General features: G+C 30.2%; 11 protein-coding genes. 2 read left to right on the forward strand and 9 right to left on the reverse strand.

All coding sequences use genetic code 11. The features are described 5' to 3' along the window. Positions 1-253: 253 nt before the first annotated feature. On the reverse strand, positions 254-2,212 hold the full coding sequence (locus ABE048_RS02740) for a thioredoxin domain-containing protein (protein ID WP_430308962.1): 1,959 nt from the start codon (positions 2,210-2,212) through the stop codon (positions 254-256). 788 nt (positions 2,213-3,000) lie between these two features. On the opposite strand from ABE048_RS02740, the gene ABE048_RS02745 reads away from it, so the two are divergent. Continuing rightward, the gene (locus ABE048_RS02745) at positions 3,001-4,293 is read left to right on the forward strand and encodes a murein hydrolase activator EnvC family protein (RefSeq protein WP_430308963.1); all 1,293 of its coding nucleotides are present in this window, start codon (positions 3,001-3,003) and stop codon (positions 4,291-4,293) included. Positions 4,294-4,430: 137 nt separating this feature from the next. Here ABE048_RS02745 and ABE048_RS02750 read toward each other — a convergent pair whose 3' ends face one another. Genes ABE048_RS02750 through ABE048_RS02765 form a run of 4 tightly spaced genes read right to left on the reverse strand, consistent with a single transcriptional unit; the run spans position 4,431 to position 11,811 of the window. Then, positions 4,431-6,734, reverse strand: coding sequence for an FtsX-like permease family protein (locus ABE048_RS02750; RefSeq protein ID WP_430308965.1), 2,304 nt, complete (start codon positions 6,732-6,734; stop codon positions 4,431-4,433). Then, positions 6,728-7,429, reverse strand: coding sequence for an ABC transporter ATP-binding protein (locus tag ABE048_RS02755; protein ID WP_430308966.1), 702 nt, complete (start codon positions 7,427-7,429; stop codon positions 6,728-6,730). Before ABE048_RS02755 ends, ABE048_RS02750 begins: the two co-directional genes overlap by 7 nt. Next, entirely contained in the window at positions 7,417-11,295 is a 3,879-nt protein-coding gene (locus ABE048_RS02760) for an AMP-binding protein (protein WP_430308967.1), read from the reverse strand. The genes ABE048_RS02755 and ABE048_RS02760 overlap by 13 nt, the downstream gene beginning before the upstream one ends. Before the next feature lie 3 nt (positions 11,296-11,298). Further along, entirely contained in the window at positions 11,299-11,811 is a 513-nt protein-coding gene (locus ABE048_RS02765) for a 4'-phosphopantetheinyl transferase superfamily protein (RefSeq protein ID WP_430308969.1), read from the reverse strand. 312 nt (positions 11,812-12,123) lie between these two features. On the opposite strand from ABE048_RS02765, the gene epsC reads away from it, so the two are divergent. Then, positions 12,124-13,065, forward strand: coding sequence for a serine O-acetyltransferase EpsC (epsC, locus tag ABE048_RS02770; protein WP_430308971.1), 942 nt, complete (start codon positions 12,124-12,126; stop codon positions 13,063-13,065). 241 nt (positions 13,066-13,306) lie between these two features. On the opposite strand, the gene ABE048_RS02775 is transcribed toward epsC, so the two are convergent. The 4 genes from ABE048_RS02775 to ABE048_RS02790 all read right to left on the reverse strand — a co-directional run bounded on the left by ABE048_RS02775 (position 13,307) and on the right by ABE048_RS02790 (position 16,344). Continuing rightward, positions 13,307-14,128, reverse strand: a complete 822-nt coding sequence (locus ABE048_RS02775; RefSeq protein WP_430308973.1) for an MBL fold metallo-hydrolase — start codon at positions 14,126-14,128, stop codon at positions 13,307-13,309. 370 nt (positions 14,129-14,498) lie between these two features. Next, on the reverse strand, positions 14,499-14,633 hold the full coding sequence (locus ABE048_RS02780) for a hypothetical protein (protein ID WP_430308974.1): 135 nt from the start codon (positions 14,631-14,633) through the stop codon (positions 14,499-14,501). 92 nt (positions 14,634-14,725) lie between these two features. Continuing rightward, entirely contained in the window at positions 14,726-15,346 is a 621-nt protein-coding gene (locus ABE048_RS02785) for a class I SAM-dependent methyltransferase (protein WP_430308976.1), read from the reverse strand. 71 nt (positions 15,347-15,417) lie between these two features. Further along, positions 15,418-16,344 (reverse strand): cation diffusion facilitator family transporter, encoded by a 927-nt coding sequence (locus ABE048_RS02790; RefSeq protein ID WP_430308978.1) that lies wholly within the window; start codon positions 16,342-16,344, stop codon positions 15,418-15,420. Positions 16,345-16,700 lie beyond the last annotated feature (356 nt).

The following is a 16,700-nucleotide window of genomic DNA, read 5'->3' on the forward strand; positions in this document are numbered from 1 at the left end:
TGAAGTGGAATTAGCTCCGCTTTCCGTGGGCGAACTGACGAGCCTCCTCGCTTCGCTCCGGGGTCTCGTCTAGCTCGTATTCCCACTGGAGTCTCCGCTAATTCCACTTCAACTAAGATGGCAATAAAAGATTTCCATCATAAAAATCTAACTTTTTTTTCCGGTGGCCACATCGTTTCCATACAAGAGTTTACGCCGATTCCACTTAAACTTTTCAGCAACGTTAAAATTCTCACTTTGCTTTTAAACATTATTATTTTTGTAATGTTTTGAGCGCTTGAGTTGGATCTGTTATTGCCAATTGACAGCTATAATTTTGGCATAGTTGCAATTCAAAGGTGCCTTCCTTTTCTATATGCCAAACATCAAATGGGCGATATTGAGAGAATAGTTCGCTTCTAATTTCACCTGTTGGGTTTGTCAGATGAATTTCACTTGATTCTGTTTGGTGGGCCAACATCAGTTGCAATAACCATAATGTTGCTGCAGGATAGCGATTAATATCTGCTGAAAAAGCATTCAGTAGTTCATCAGCAAAATGGATATACTCCTCTTTTTCAGTTAACTTTCCAAGTCTCCAAAGTTGCATTGCTGCTGTACTATTACCTGCTGGATAGGCATTATCAAGTGCTGTTTTTTCACGAACGATTAATGTTTCTGCACCATGATTTGTTAGGAAGAATCCACCATTTTCATCATCATGGAACTGGTCGATCATTTGTTGAACCATTTTTTCAGCACGATTCATGTATTCTTTTTCACCAGTTGTTAAATAGAGCTCATTTAATGCCCATAAATAATTGGCATATTCGTCTATAAAAGCAGTTTGTTTTGCTTTCCCATCTCGGTAGCTAACCAAAAGTTGATTTTCCTTTACTAAATTCTTTTGTAGAAATGTATCAATCTTCTTAGCTAGGTCAATAAAGGATTCTTCTTCAAAAACTGCTCCTGCTTTTGCTAATGCGCTCATTAGTAATGTATTCCATGCTGTTAATATTTTATCATCTAAATGAGGGTATACTCGTTTCTCTCGATATTGAAGTAATTTTTGTCGGCATTGTTCAAGTTCATCTTTGGACAATTTATGAAAATCCGGTTCAATTAAGTTCGGAATATTTTTCCCTTCAAAATTCCCCTCATGTGTAATATCGTAGGTTTCAGCATATTTTTCACCTTGCTTTTCCCCGAGAATCTCTAGGATTTCTTCATAATCCCACAAATAATATTTTCCTTCTACCCCTTCACTATCAGCATCAATCGCACTATAAAATCCACCCTCTGGATGTTGCATTTCTCGTTGTAAAAAGCGAATGGTATTGTAAACAACTTTCTTAAATGTATCACTTTTGTTTATTTGATAAGCCTCTGTGTAGCAATGCAATAAGAGCGCTTGATCATACAGCATTTTTTCAAAATGAGGTACTAACCAAATTTGGTCAGTTGAATAGCGTGCAAAACCAAAACCGATATGATCATAAATTCCACCAAGATGAATTTGCTCTAACGTTTTAGTAGCCATAAGTAATGCATTTTCTTTTCCTGTTACTTTGTAATAGCGAAGTAAGTATAAAATTTGATTTGCATTTGGAAATTTCGGTGCAGTCCCAAAACCGCCATATAGTCCATCAAATAGAGCTTGCAAGTTTTGGAATGCGTCTTTTGTTCTGGTTGATGGTATTGAAGCTACTTCTTGCTGTACCATTTCATTAAGCGCTGTAACGACTCTCTCCCCAATTGTTGCGATTTGTTGCTTATCATCATGATAAACCTTCGCCAAATTTGGAATAACCTCCATCATTCCGGGTCTTCCATACTTACTATGTTTAGGAAAATATGTCCCGACATAAAATGGAATTTGATCCGGTGTTAAAAAGACATTCAATGGCCAGCCACCTGACCCCGTCATCATTTGACAAACATTCATATAGATCGAATCAATATCTGGTCTTTCTTCACGGTCTACTTTAATGCAAACAAAATGTTCATTTAATAAACCTGCTACTTCTTCGTCTTCAAATGATTCATGCGCCATAACGTGACACCAGTGACATGTTGAATATCCAATGCTTACAAGAACCGGTTTATCTTCTTGCTTTGCAATTTTGAAGGGTTCTTCCCCCCATGGATACCAATTTACTGGGTTATATGCGTGTTGTAATAGGTATGGTGAAGTTTCGTGAATGAGTTTATTAGGTTTATTTGTATTAGGCATTGGATCACCCTCTTTCATTTATTAATTACTTCAAATTAATTTTAACCATAATAAATTTTATTTAATAATGTACACTCGATATTTTTCGCTATGATAGAAGTTTTTAATAGCTTGCGCACCTATGTGACTAGAATAACAAGTATGATTACCATTTGGTCCATTTAATCGATTGCAGTGGACATAATATCCAACTACACCTTTTTGGCCTCCAGAACTACATCCACCCTCTGATGGTGGAGTTTGATATCGCGCGCCTAATATCTTTAAATACATTCAAGCTATAATATAAGACAAATAATACATTTAAGATAAAATTCAACAATATTTGAAATAAAACTGTAAAGATTTACAAGAGATTTAACAGATATAATGAATTTGATGTAAAAAGGAAGTTTATCACGAAAAAAGTCGTAGAAAAATGATAGAAATGATGTTTAAAAAATACCTGAATGGTATCGTAGCTCTAACCAAAATGAATATCAAAAATCACTATATCTTGGAACAATCAGTACGGGTAAATCAGCATTTATTAAAATAATGTAGCGCGAAGAAAAAGCAACATCAGGTGAATTAATTGTCATTGATACGAGGCAAATAGGTAGGGGCTTGCAGACTTCAACCTTTTTTGAAGGTATCTTATACGCAAAACTACATAGTACGCTACAATCAAAACTGGAAGGTAAGATACTCCAATCGATTGATGTCACACAGTTTATTATGGGTAGTTACATGTCAGTATGGAAGTTTTTAAAAGTTTAATAATTTTCTAACTTGAGGTGAGTTATTAATTGAAAGCACAAGCACAGCATTTAAGAAAAATAATTGTGGCAACATTTGCACTAACAGTAGCGATTCCATCGGTTAGTGTCGGGGCAGAATCTTTAAATGATTTGAAAACCCAGCAACAAGAAGTAAATCAAAAAAAATCAGATTTATCTTCTAAAATCAAACAAAAATCTTCCACAATCAATCAAAACGAATCAAAAATTGATGGATTTATGAATCAAATCAAGAAACTGGATACTAAAATTAATAGTACCGATGTAAAAATCAATAGCATTCTTGCAGATATTGAAGCTACTACGAGTGACATAGATAAATTGAACAAATCTATTGCAAAATTAGAAAAAAACATAGATGAACGTGATGCTTTATTAAAAGATAGAGCGCGTTCTATTCAAGAAAGTGGCGGCTCGGTTAGTTACATAGATGTATTATTAGGTACAAATAGTTTTGTTGATTTTATAGACAGAATATCAGCTGTAAATACATTAATGGAAGCTGACCGTGATATTATAAACGAACAAATGAATGATAAAAAGAAACTCGAAGAACAACAAAATGAGCTTAAACAAAAACTTCTAAAACAACAAGAAAATCGTGATAAATTAAAGGCTTTACGGAGTTCATTAGATAATCAAAAGAAAAATAAAAATAAAGTTATTGATAAACTAGAAGCTGAACAATCAAAATTAATATCCGAAAAAAATTTAATAGAAAAAGAATATTCAGAAGCACTAACAATTAGCAAAGAAGTTCAAGCTAGTATTGAAAAAGAACAAGCTCGTCTGGCTGAAGTTGCTCGTAAAGAAGCTGAAGTAAAACAAAGAAGTGCCAGAACAACTTCTGTTTCCAATTCTAGTAATTCAACGAAAACTCCTAATGTATCTAGTGGAACATGGACAAGACCTACAACTGGCCGAATAACATCTAACTCTGGTGTCCGTGATATTGGTGCAGGTACTGAAGTGCACTATGGGACTGACATTGCAAATGCGCAAGGTACACCAATAGTTGCTGCTGCTGATGGCGTTGTATTCCGTGCAAGCCCATTATCAACTTATGGAAATGTGATTATGATTACACATTCAATTGAAGGAGATACTTGGACAACTGTATATGCTCATTTAAGTGGTTATAATACTAGTGTTGGACAATCTGTTAAAAAGGGTCAAGTAATTGGCTACATGGGATCGACAGGTCGTTCAACAGGTAGTCACTTACATTTTGAAATGCATAATACTACTTGGCAAGGTCAAAAAGTTGGTCTAGTTAATCCTTTACGTTATATATCATTTTAAATGCATAGAGAAGAGGTCATAATAAATTATGACCTCTTCTTTTTTTAATATTTTAATATTTTATTATTTTACTCTTCCAAATTCCAATATTAAATGCAAAATTGGAACTAACTGTACATGATGATTTACTAGACAGTTTATTCTACACTTTTAAGAGCTTCAGCCATATGAATTTTTTTAATTTTTGAAATAACAGTTAGATTAACTATTATTACAATTAATAAAACGAAAATTACAGCTATACAAATGCTAGATTTTTCAATTATAATGCTAAAATCTAATTCATCGCCCATTCCAGCGGATTCAAAGATTTTAGAATGAAGGTAGTGTCCACCAAATATCCCCAAAATTATTCCTAAAATTGAAAATAATATGTTTTCAAAAGAAATGAAACTTTTAAGTTCTTTTTGATAAAAGCCAAGCACTAAGAATGTTGCTAGATCTCGTTCTCTTTCTGCAAAATTCAACATACCTAAATTATATAGTACAAGGAATGCCAAAATAGCAGCAGCGGCAATCATCAAAACTGCCATTGATAAAGTACTACTCATGCTAGTAGTAAAATCTTTCTCTTGTAAGCTAGTTTTTACTTTATGGGAAATCATATCATCAGAATATTCGTTTTTATCTTGCTTACTTAATAAAGCAGTAGGTATAAATTTACCATTTAGATCTTTCCATGTACTTTCACTAAGATAAATTCCTTGACCAATATTTACTTTTGATATATCTGTTACCTTTAATTTAACCGAATTTCCAGAATTTAATTTTAATGTTAAATCGTCACCTGCGTTTACTTTGTAAATATCTGCCGTTTTTTGAGTAACTAAAACTCTTCCATTATCTAAAGGAATTTTCTTTTCATTCTCATCATAAAATTTAATATATTCACTTTCGTTTTCCAAAACATGCAAATTGGTCATTTTCGTTTTGTTTTTGGAGGACACTTCGGTAACAACTTCCATGATTCTTTCATCATTATTATTATCTAATAGTACTCTAAGTTCCTCAAAATCTATATTTTCTTTTAAATATATTTTAGTTGCATAAAGGTATGTTTTTTCGTATACAGAAGAGGCGACATTTTCAATTGTATCTTTCATTCCAAAAGCTGTGATTAATAAAGTAGTACTCCCCAATACACCGAAAAGAGTCATAAATAATCTAATTTTATTGGTAAAGATTTGTCTGCTTATTAATTTTTTTGTTGTGCTTAATTTCTCCCATACAAACGGAAATGATTCGAGTAAAATATTACCGCATTTTTTAGAGATTTTAGTTCTAATTAATTCAGCAGGTTGTTCAACTTCTGTTTTTAAATAAACATATATTGTCGGAATTACTGTACTTAAAATTGAAATTATTAAGATTAATATCACTTTAGGCCAATATAAAATAATTTGTGCATCTGGTAAAACAAACAACTCTTCAAATAGTTTCCAAATAGATTGAGGGACTACCTTCCATCCTACAAATAAACCTAACAAACAACCTATAATACTAATCCAGATACCATAAGACATGTAATGTAAAATTATCTGTCTACTATTGTAACCAAGAGCTTTTAATAATCCTATTTGTTTTCTTTGATTATTCATTAAACGTATCATTGTAGTAAATGTCATTAGAATAACTACTGCAAAAAATATTAACGGAAAAATATTACCAATAGACTTATATTGTGTTATTTTCTGTTGTATTGCTAAATAATTTAGTGTTTCTTCATTTTCTACAATACCTTTTAACTTATTATTTAAAACTCCTCTTATTTCTTCTTTTATTTTTTGATTATTTACCTCTTGATTAGTTGTTACTAAGGCCTCATTAAAAAATACTTCACCTATGATTTTTGTAACATCTTGAGGTGTTACTTGTATAAATCCATATTCTTTATGATTAGGTATTACTGAAGTAGCGTTAGGAACTGTATAAATATATGATGCACTGGTTGCCAAACCCGCCACTTTTAACTTAATTTGTTTTTTATTATATGAGAGTGTTATATAGTCTCCAACTTTAATCCCATTCTCTTCAGCAAAATTTAGATCTAGGATACTTTCACCAGAGTTTAAATTAGATGTACCATTATGAATATTCAATTTATTGATTTTATCAGATTCTGTAACATTTACTTCAAGTTGAGCTTCATATTCAGGAACATTCGCTTTAAATGCTAATCTTTTTTGAACATCCTTCACGCCCTCAATTTGACTAACTTTTAACAAATCATCCTCACTAAATGAATCTGAATATAATCTATAATCTGCGATATTGTCACGGCGACTTATACTATCTGTATATTCATCCAAGCTTCTCCATGTACTATCGAGGCCAATGAATACACCAACTCCTAAAATCAACATTACTATAATAGATATAAATTGAGAAAACGAACCCTTTATATCTCTAAGTAGCTTTTTTTTTAATACAGATTTCACCATTCTATTACCTCCAACTCCAATGGTTCATCTATTTTTTGAATTTTAGTTACCTCTCCACTGTTCATATGAATTGTTTTATCTGAACATTTCGCTATTTCTGCATTATGTGTAACGATTATTAGAGTTTGCCCTAATTGTTTAGAAACATCACATAATACTTGCATAACTTGCTTACCAGTAACTGAATCCAAGGCACCAGTAGGTTCATCACATAAAATTAATTTAGGATTTTTAGCTAAAGCCCTTGCTATTGCTACACGTTGCTGCTCCCCTCCAGATAATTGACTAGGAAAATTATTCAATCGATTACCTAATCCTACTTTTACTAACATCTCTTCTGCATCAAGAGGATTTTTACAAACTTGTGATGCTAATTTAACATTTTCGATAGCTGTTAAGTTAGGTACCAAATTATAAAATTGGAATACAAATCCTACATCATTTCTTCTATAACAAGTTAATTCTTCTTTATTGAAAGAGGAAATATTTTTATCGGCTATATTAATTAGTCCCTCTGTAGCCGTATCCATTCCCCCTAGTAGATTTAATATTGTTGTTTTACCTGCTCCACTCGGTCCTAATATAACTGTAAATTCTCCTTGATCTATAGTGAGATTCACTTTATTTACAGCATTAATAGTTATTTCACCAGATTTATATTTTTTAGAAACATTCTCAAATTCTATATATGACATAATTCAACATCCTTTACTTGTGTTTGAATAGAAATTAAATTTTTATTAATACTATTAGCTAAACCGATTACATTTTCATTATCAAAAATAGTAGTATGATCCCCGTTCACATGCTCCTCTAACAAGATCCTTTCGGTATGGTCAGACCAAGAATAATAGTCATCTACAGGTTCATTTTTTGCTCCAATATATATAATCGGAACATTAATTTTTTTTGATGAACTAAACATAAACCTTACCGTTTCAAAACTTCTGAAAAGATTAATATAGTAAACTAATTCTCTAGGTTTATTACTACCGAAATGTGGTATCAATCTTGATAGTTCAGGTGGAACAATCTTTACTAATTTAGGCATTAATTCCAATCTATTCTCCAACATTAAAATTATTTTATTCCACAATTCTAATGTATTATTTACATCTGAAACCTTCATATCAAATGATTCCTCAATCATTTTCATTTCAGAAGTAAGAGATTGCTCAAATCTAACAACTTTTTCATTCACCGGTGGCATAGAATTTATTAACAATAAACCTTTTATATTAGGATTTATTTTTGTTATTTCAAAACCTATTGTTCCACCAATACACCATCCTCCAATATAATCTACTGAATCTAATTCCTTAATTATTTCATTATATTTTCCGGCAAGTATTGATAAATCAATTGAACGCATTGCAACATCCTTATAATTCTTTTCAAACTTTATAGCGTATACATTATAATCAGCGTCCAAATTCTGAGCTAATTTATTATAAATCGCAATTTCTCCACTTCCTGCATGTATTAGAACTATATTTTTATTTGTCTTACCTTTCTTAAGTTGAATTAACTGTTTGTGAATATTAATATTATTAGAACTTTTTCTATCATTAACCTTCTCATTGATCAATTTTGCCTGCTCTTTAAGTGAAAAATTATTTAACAAGTCTTCAATTGATATTTCTATTTGGTATCTAATACAAATTTCATGTAGCAATTCAGGTAGCTTAATTGAATCTCCACCAATATCAAAGAAATTTTCACTTATATTATTTAACTCAGAATAGTTATTCCCAATAATCTCTTCCCATAAGACTAGTAATTTTTCTTCTTGTTGATTTAATTTCAAAGGTTGATTAATTTCTATCATCTTATTAAGTTGTTCAATATCAACTTTTCCATTTGCTGTTAAAGGTATATCTTCTACGTTGACAAAAGTAGTAGGTATCATATAAGATGGCAAATGTTTTTTTAGTTCCTCCCGAATGTAAGCAGATTCTAGTTCTTCACCTTGTTCAGATATATATACAGCAACAATTATGCTTCTATGACTATTCTTTTTCACATATACTTTAGATTGCTTGATATTATTTAAATTGTTGAAAATGTTTTCAATCTCTAATAGATCAATTCTATAACCATTAACTTTTAATTCAGATTGCATTCTACCAAGAATATAAATACAGCCTTCGTCTGACATATAGCCTTTATCACCTGTTTTATATAAACGTCCAAATTTATTATGGTTAATAAATGCCTTATTTGTATTTTCCATATCCAAATAGCCATTTGCTAAACCTAATCCCCCAATAAAAATTTCTCCACTAACAAAATTTTCTACAGTATTATAATTTTCGTCTAAAACATAGATAGTTTGATTTGAAAGCGGATAACCATAAGGTATCTTTGTTTTATTAAATTTTTTTGTTATTGGGTAGTAAATTGACCAAATTGATACTTCAGTAGCCCCTCCTAAACTATATATTACAAGATTCGGATTTTGGTATTTTTCTTGTATAGAGTTTACTAATTCTGAAGGAATGAAATCCCCACTCATTAATACACAGCGAATAGACGTCATTAATCTACTATATTTAAGAAGAAGTTGTGCTAGTCCTGGTGTTGAGTTCCAAATCGTTACTTCCTTAAACAGACTTGTATAGTTTTTTACTTGCTCTATAGATTCACATAAAACAGTCTTAGTTCCTACTAATAATGGTGTCAAAATATCAAAAATGGATAAATCGAAAGAAAGTTCTGAAATATTGAAAATAACGTCTGTTGAATCTATATTTAACTTTTCTACTAAATCATAAATTGTATTAAGAACCGCATCCTCATTTATACTAATACCTTTAGGCTCACCAGTTGTACCAGAAGTAAAAATTACATACAATTCATCCATAGGAATTTTATTATTAGGTTTTAAGATAAACTCAATAGTTCCATTTTCTATAATTAATGAACATTCACATATTTCCTTTATTTTATCTTGTCTTCCTTTAGGTAACGATTTGTTAATAAAACAGAATGAATCTCCAGCTTTTATAACACCTAACATTTCAGCAATACAATTATTACTTTTACTAGTATTAATACCAATTCTGATTTTATCTAAATTATGTTTTTGTTTTAATTGAATTATTTTTTCCTTTATTAATTCACTTTTTTGATCTAACTCTTTAAAAGTTATTTTCCCTGAAACATCTTCAAAAGCAATTTCATGCATCTTTTCATTTAAAACATCAGTTAACTTACATAATATTCTGTTACTTTCTAATTTTCTAATAGCCTGAGCATTATACATATCATAGACTATATCTGATTCTTGGATATATTTTTCATTCATTATTCGTAAAGCTTCTTCAGAATTTGTCATATACACTCTAAAAGACTCTATAAAATCGGAAAACATTTTATTAATTTGAGAACATTCAAAGATATCTTCTATATAATCCCAACTAATATTTAACTCACCGTTAATTATCTTTAATTGGCAATCTAAATAAACTTGTGGCGTTTCTGAAACCCAATAATCTATTTTTGTAAAAGAATCGAAATTTTTAAAATCAAACAACATTGATGTAAAAACAAAGGGCATAATACTCAAGCGATCATTGTCTTTAGCTAGCTCTCTTAAAACTTCTACCCCTTCAAATGCTGAATATCTAAAAGATTCGTTTACTCTTCTCTGTAATTTTTGTACATTTTCAGTTAAGTTATCTTCGAGATTTATATCTGTATTAATAAGAGTAGTACTTGTAAAATCTCCTATTACACTCATATACTCCTCTTTTCTAGGGCGTTTAAATGTAGTCATATTTATTGTAAAGGTTTTATTTGTAGACACCCTTTGAAGCACTGCAGCGTAAAGTGCAAGGAATACAGTGTTAATAGATATTTTCTTTTCTCTAGCTATCTCCTGCATTTTTAAAAAATCGGAGTTAGAAAAGCTATACTCTAATCTCTTAAAGTCACTTTTCTCTACTTCTTTAAGATTTAGCATTAATTGAGGGGCTTCGGGTAATGTCGAAGTGTTACCTAACCAATAATTCTTTGCCTTTTTATACCTATCTGATTTTTTTTCCTCATGATATTTATCATTTATGTATAAAAGATTTTCTGTCATATCTTCTAAAGGATAATTTTCATTTTCATATAAGTTTCTCCATTGATCAAACAGTTGGAATATACTCATACCATCAGCTATTAATAAGTCTAAGCTAAAGAAAATTATATGCTGTGAAGCATCTATAGATAGGCAATCAACAGTGAAGTAAGGAAAATTCTCCGCCTTATATAATTTATGGGAAAGTTCATTTCTTTTTTGAATTTTTATATTTTCAATGTCTCTTTCATTCAACACATTTTCTATTTTAAATTTATAATCAAGCGTTTCATAAATTCCAAAGTATTCTAAATCTAACACTTTAGCTCTCAACATAGGTTGTTTTAATATTAATTTATTAAATGCTTTGTTTAATTTCTCAATATCCCCATTAAAACTAAGTTCTATATAAACATGCGTTCCAGTTCTACCACTAAAAGCATCGTTTCTACCTAATAAATAAGCTTTTTGTACTTCTGTCATTTTAATTTTCATAATTTACATAACCCCTTTTAATGTTTCAAATTTTATTACACACTCTTCATTCGAAGAAATAGAAATTATTGTATCTGTTGTTGTTAATATTTTTGCTTTAATTTGATCAAAATCAGGGTGTTTCACATTAAATAAATCATTTTTCAACCAAGAAATATAAATTTTTTTAAAATCCAATTTCAAACCTTTATTGTAAAATTTCGAATATGATTCTTTTATAGTCCATATCTGTATTAGTGAAATTCCTCTTTGCATTAAAACCATATCTTTTTCATTAAAAGAAAAATTAATTAATGCTTGTTGATGTGTATTAGATAAAATTCGTTTCTTTTCGATATCTATTGAGATCCGTTTTTTTGAATATGCGTAAATACCATAATTAAATGAATAAGATTTTGATACAAAGAACTTTTTACAGCCTTCAATTTCTTTTTTAATAAATTTTTTCATTTCTTTACGATTTGTATTGTCATTGAATGTATATTTCTTCACCTTAACTAATATTATTTTTACCATCCTCCAAACCTTAAATTACTTAATTTCTCCTAAATTCTGACTATACTATACATCTTTTGGTAAAAAAGGTATAATACTTTGTATATATTACCAGTTAATTAGAAATATGTGTATATTTTTCACATAAATTACATATTTATGGATTATTTTGTTTAAAAGATAATAATTTAACAATTTTAACCAAATATTATTATTGATTTGTTTAGGTTTATAGATTTAGAATTGTTGCATAATAAAAGACCTCAATACCAGGTATCATATTATTTCAAATCGAAACTTATTTTGATTATTTAAATATTGGAGGGATTATTTATGAGTTTAGATTTATGGTTCAATAATGAATTATCAACTATTGCTAAAAAAATTGAGGATATTGACAAAGAATTGATTTTTAATAGAAAGGCACTTAGGTTAGATGGGAAAGAAAAAATTAAAGAAATATTAAAAATATATAAATATTTAGTTTTTCCAGAGTATTACCATAAAAATTCTAAAGAAACATATCAAACATCTACTTATTTCTATGAAAATTTACAAAAATTCCTTTTAGAATTGCGAAATCAAGTAAAGATTATCTTTGAAATCATTGATGATAGTTCTTGCTATTGCAAAAAAATAGAAGAAATTATTATTGGGATTACTAATAAACTCCCTTTAATCAAAACTAAGATTCAAAATGATATAAAAGCAGCTTATTTTGGAGATCCTGCTGCGTTTTCATTTGAGGAAATACTATTATGTTATCCTTCTATTGAAGTAATCAGTATACATAGATTAGCACATGAATTATATGCTATGAATGTACCTATCTTACCGAGAATCTTGTCAGAATATGCGCATCAACTTACAGGAATAGATATTCACCCTGGAGCAACAATTGGTGACTACTTTTTTATAGATCATGGAACTGGGGTTGTAATTGGTGAAACATGCATTATAGGTAATAATGTAAAACTATATCAGGGAGTAACTTTAGGAGCCAAAAATTTCCCTCTAGATAATGATGGCCATCCAGTAAAAGGAATAAAACGGCATCCTAATATTGAAGATAACGTGATAATTTATGCCGGAGCAACAATTCTAGGTGGCGATACAACCATTGGACATAATACAATAATAGGAGGTAACATTTGGGTTGATAGATCTATCCCCCCATACTCCTCAGTTTATGGAAAACAAATCTCATTGAATATTAAAAATAAAGCTACTATTAACGAAAAGAAAAGGGAACTATCTGTTTCTACTGATTACTGAATACAATTGATAATCTTCTGGAGAATGAGAAGAAAGAGGCGCTTTGGAACTATGTTCGTAGAGCAAAGAAGGATACAACACTAGTTGCCGGACCGAGTAAAGATTTACTTGAGGCAGTAGAAAGTCACGTATTGATAAAATTGTAGGGAAATTAGCTGCAAACTGCTAATTTCCCTACAAGCTTTCAGAGCTTTGGGATTGACTACATCTTTAAAAGAAATAAAAAATGCTACGCCTTCTGCTAAAGCACTATAATTTCTCCAGTTTTAAACGAATGTAATTTTTCCTTTAAAATGGGTTTTAGGATTTTATACCCACTTGTTCCAGTGCAGTGGCAAGAATAAATAAGATTTATTGGCATTGTATTTAGCACATTACCAATTGAAATTACTTCTTCTTTTGTTTTTCCTATTGTATTAATTATAGGAATTCCTATTAAATGAAACCCTCCGATAATTGCATGGATGTTTTTATTTGGAAATTTTGTTAACACAGTTTTAGCTATATTAACAATTCCATGATGACTACAACCGCTAAATATTACTAATCCTTTTTTATTTTCAACTACTAATACAATTTCATGATTAAAATCATCTAACTCCTTTATATCTCCTTTAAAAAGATTTTTTGTATATTCACTTGTCGGTTGCAAATGAATAATGTGTATTCCTTTTGTAATTTCCATATCAGTATTAACAAATTTCATACGACTATTGAAAACTTGAGGTAAAGTATTGTTTGCTCCAACATTATGATAGTAGGGTCCAATTTTTAACCAATGTGGTTCAAATGAATTCGACGATAAAAAAATGCTTCCATGTTTATTTACTTCATTCAAATGACTTAATCCACCTATATGATCCGAATGACCATGTGAAATAATTATTGTATCTGCACTATTTAAATCAATACCTAAAGAATGAGCATTTTTAATATAGGAGTTATCTGGCCCTAAATCAAAAATAATATTTATTTCTTCTGTTTCTATGTAAAGTGATAAACCATGCTTTGAGATTAAGCTCTTTTCTAACTTTGAATTTTCTAGAATAGCTGTAATTTTCAAAAGAATACCTACTTTCTAATAATTTATATATTCGAGTAATAATATTACCTAATTATGTGTAATAAAAGAATTCTTTTAATAGAAATATATAACAACAAAGTATGTATTTGAGACCTTGTAATATCTAAACTTTTTATCATACCCTATCATCTAAATAGTAACCATAACTTTTTAATACCAACTGTATATTTTCTATACTATATTTGCCTACATAGTTAGATGATTCTTCACTAAAAACATCTACTCCTCTTACTAAATTTAACAAGGCTAGTATTATTTTTCCCCTGAATCATTATTGTATTCAAATGACCATCTCAAAACCGACTTAATTCTCTTTGCTTTTCCCACACTCTGTCCCCTTTGTTTTGGGTCACCTAGATAAAATCTGTAAAGACCAAATCTCTTTTAAATAAGAGGAACATGAAATTGATTGAGCTTCCACCAAGAACAATCCAGCAAAGATAAGCAATGCGATAAATAAACTAAACTTTAATTCTTCAATCATTCTGTTCCCCCTTTTAATACCTACACATATCAACATACGCGAAACGTTTTCTGCTTAGACGGATTTAATGTTTTCAGGGTTCAAAAATAAAATCAACTAATTTTACTTATTACTATTTTTCTGTACATTCCATTCATCATTACTTTTTCATCCTCATTTATGGTTAGATTTGCATTATTTTCATGGTATAATTTTTCAAAATTCAATCCAATATCTGTTCCTAATACTTTAATTAGTGGTCTAAGTAATTTTTTTTGTAAGGATAACTTTTGACCTTTAGATGCAAATTTGTCAAAAATAATGATCTTCCCAGTTTTTTTTAATACTCTCGTCATTTCTGCGAAACACTTATCCGAATCAGGTACAACAGAAAGAATTAGACTAGCAACCACATAATCAAATGTTTCATTTTCAAATGTCATATTTTGAGCATCCATTTCTAAGAACTCTATAGAGGAATCCTTAAATTTTTCAGTTGCCCGATGTAGCATATCAGGTGAAAAATCAATCGCAGTTATATTCAAGTCCGAAGGGTTAATTAACTCCAAATCTGCACCTGTTCCTACACCCACAAACAAAACTTTTTGACCACTTTTGAAAGGCGTTTGCTGAAAAATTTGTCTTCGCGCTTTCAAGAAAACACCAGAATTAAAGATTCTATCATAAATTGGCGACCAGAATCTATATATTATTCGATTCCAAGAATTATTCATAGCTTCTCCCTCCTCCATTTAAAACAAAAAAACAGCAATTGCTACTAGTAATCACTGTTTTTCTCATGATGTTATACCTTAGTATCAGATTGTAATGAACAGTTATAAGTGCCTTTTTCAATTTGAATTGTGGCATGCTCAATATCGAATTCATCATGTAATTCTCTTGTTAATTTTTGAAGAAGTTCATCATTATCTCCAATTTCAGAACAAATTAAATGAACCGTTAAAGCTGCTTCTGTCGTGCTCATTCCCCAAACATGAAGGTCATGAACTTCTAAAATCGTAGGTAATCCACTTAGATATTCCTTAATTTTATGAATGTCTATGCCCTCTGGTACAGCATCTAGTGATAAGTTAATAGACTCTTTTAACAAACCCCATGTACTAAAGAAAATTACAATGGAAATCACAAGACTTACCATAGGATCAATCCATTGCCATCCCGTCCAAAGGATAATAAATCCTGCAATTACAACCCCAAGTGAAACTAAAGCATCAGCAGCCATATGCAAGAAAGCCCCACGGATATTTAAGTCGTTTTTTCTTCCTGCCATAAAAAGTAACGCCGTTAAACCATTAATCACTATTCCCACGATTGCCACAATAATTACTGTTTTTCCAGCGACTGGGGCAGGTGAAGAAAAACGATTTATAGCTTCCCATGCAATTGCGCCAATGGCTACTAGTAAGAATATTGCATTAAATAAAGCTGCTAGTATAGAACTTCTTTTATATCCATATGTCCGTTTTTTAGTTGGTTCTTTTTTTCCTAACCAAACAGCAATCCATGCAATTATTAAACCCAGAACATCACTTACGTTATGTCCTGCATCCGCTAGAAGTGCTAATGAATCTCCTATTATTCCGTAGATAATTTCAACAATAATAAATAGAGTGTTTAAGATAATTCCAAATCCAAACGCAATTCCATAATTGGCAGGGGCATGAGTATGTCCATGTCCGTGATCGTGATCGTGACTGTGATTATGTCCCATTTTTATCTCTTCCCTTTTCAATTAATTTTGCCAAACATGTAAAATCACTTGTCTGTATTTCTTTTGTATTTTCCAATATCCTTTATTATCCTTAATAATTTTAATATATGCGCATATGTTCATATTGTCAATAATTGAATATTCTAGAATTTATAAAGGAATTTAAAATACGGAACAGTACGTAGTAAAAATTAAATCTAATTCTCCGAGTCAGAGAGCAATCAAAATAAAAGAAAAACATAGGGAGAATTAATCTTCCTATGTTTTCATTCATATTATTTATCTGTCTGTTTTTGCTTTTTTTTCAAATACTCCGCACGTATTTTTTCAAGTTGCTGCTTTTTATCAAATTTGGC

The sequence above is a fragment of the Rummeliibacillus pycnus genome, from assembly GCF_050459865.1.
Lineage (GTDB): Bacteria > Bacillota > Bacilli > Bacillales_A > Planococcaceae > Rummeliibacillus > Rummeliibacillus pycnus_B.

Bases quoted from the DNA above. Each gene is read 5' to 3' on its own strand.
- ABE048_RS02740 (WP_430308962.1), bottom strand. From the start codon at position 2,212: ATGCCTAATACAAATAAACCTAATAAACTCATTCACGAAACTTCACCA.
- ABE048_RS02750 (WP_430308965.1), bottom strand. From the start codon at position 6,734: ATGGTGAAATCTGTATTAAAAAAAAAGCTACTTAGAGATATAAAGGGT.
- ABE048_RS02755 (WP_430308966.1), bottom strand. From the start codon at position 7,429: ATGTCATATATAGAATTTGAGAATGTTTCTAAAAAATATAAATCTGGT.
- ABE048_RS02760 (WP_430308967.1), bottom strand. From the start codon at position 11,295: ATGAAAATTAAAATGACAGAAGTACAAAAAGCTTATTTATTAGGTAGA.
- ABE048_RS02765 (WP_430308969.1), bottom strand. From the start codon at position 11,811: ATGGTAAAAATAATATTAGTTAAGGTGAAGAAATATACATTCAATGAC.
- epsC (WP_430308971.1), top strand. From the start codon at position 12,124: ATGAGTTTAGATTTATGGTTCAATAATGAATTATCAACTATTGCTAAA.
- ABE048_RS02780 (WP_430308974.1), bottom strand. From the start codon at position 14,633: ATGATTGAAGAATTAAAGTTTAGTTTATTTATCGCATTGCTTATCTTT.
- ABE048_RS02785 (WP_430308976.1), bottom strand. From the start codon at position 15,346: ATGAATAATTCTTGGAATCGAATAATATATAGATTCTGGTCGCCAATT.
- ABE048_RS02790 (WP_430308978.1), bottom strand. From the start codon at position 16,344: ATGGGACATAATCACAGTCACGATCACGATCACGGACATGGACATACT.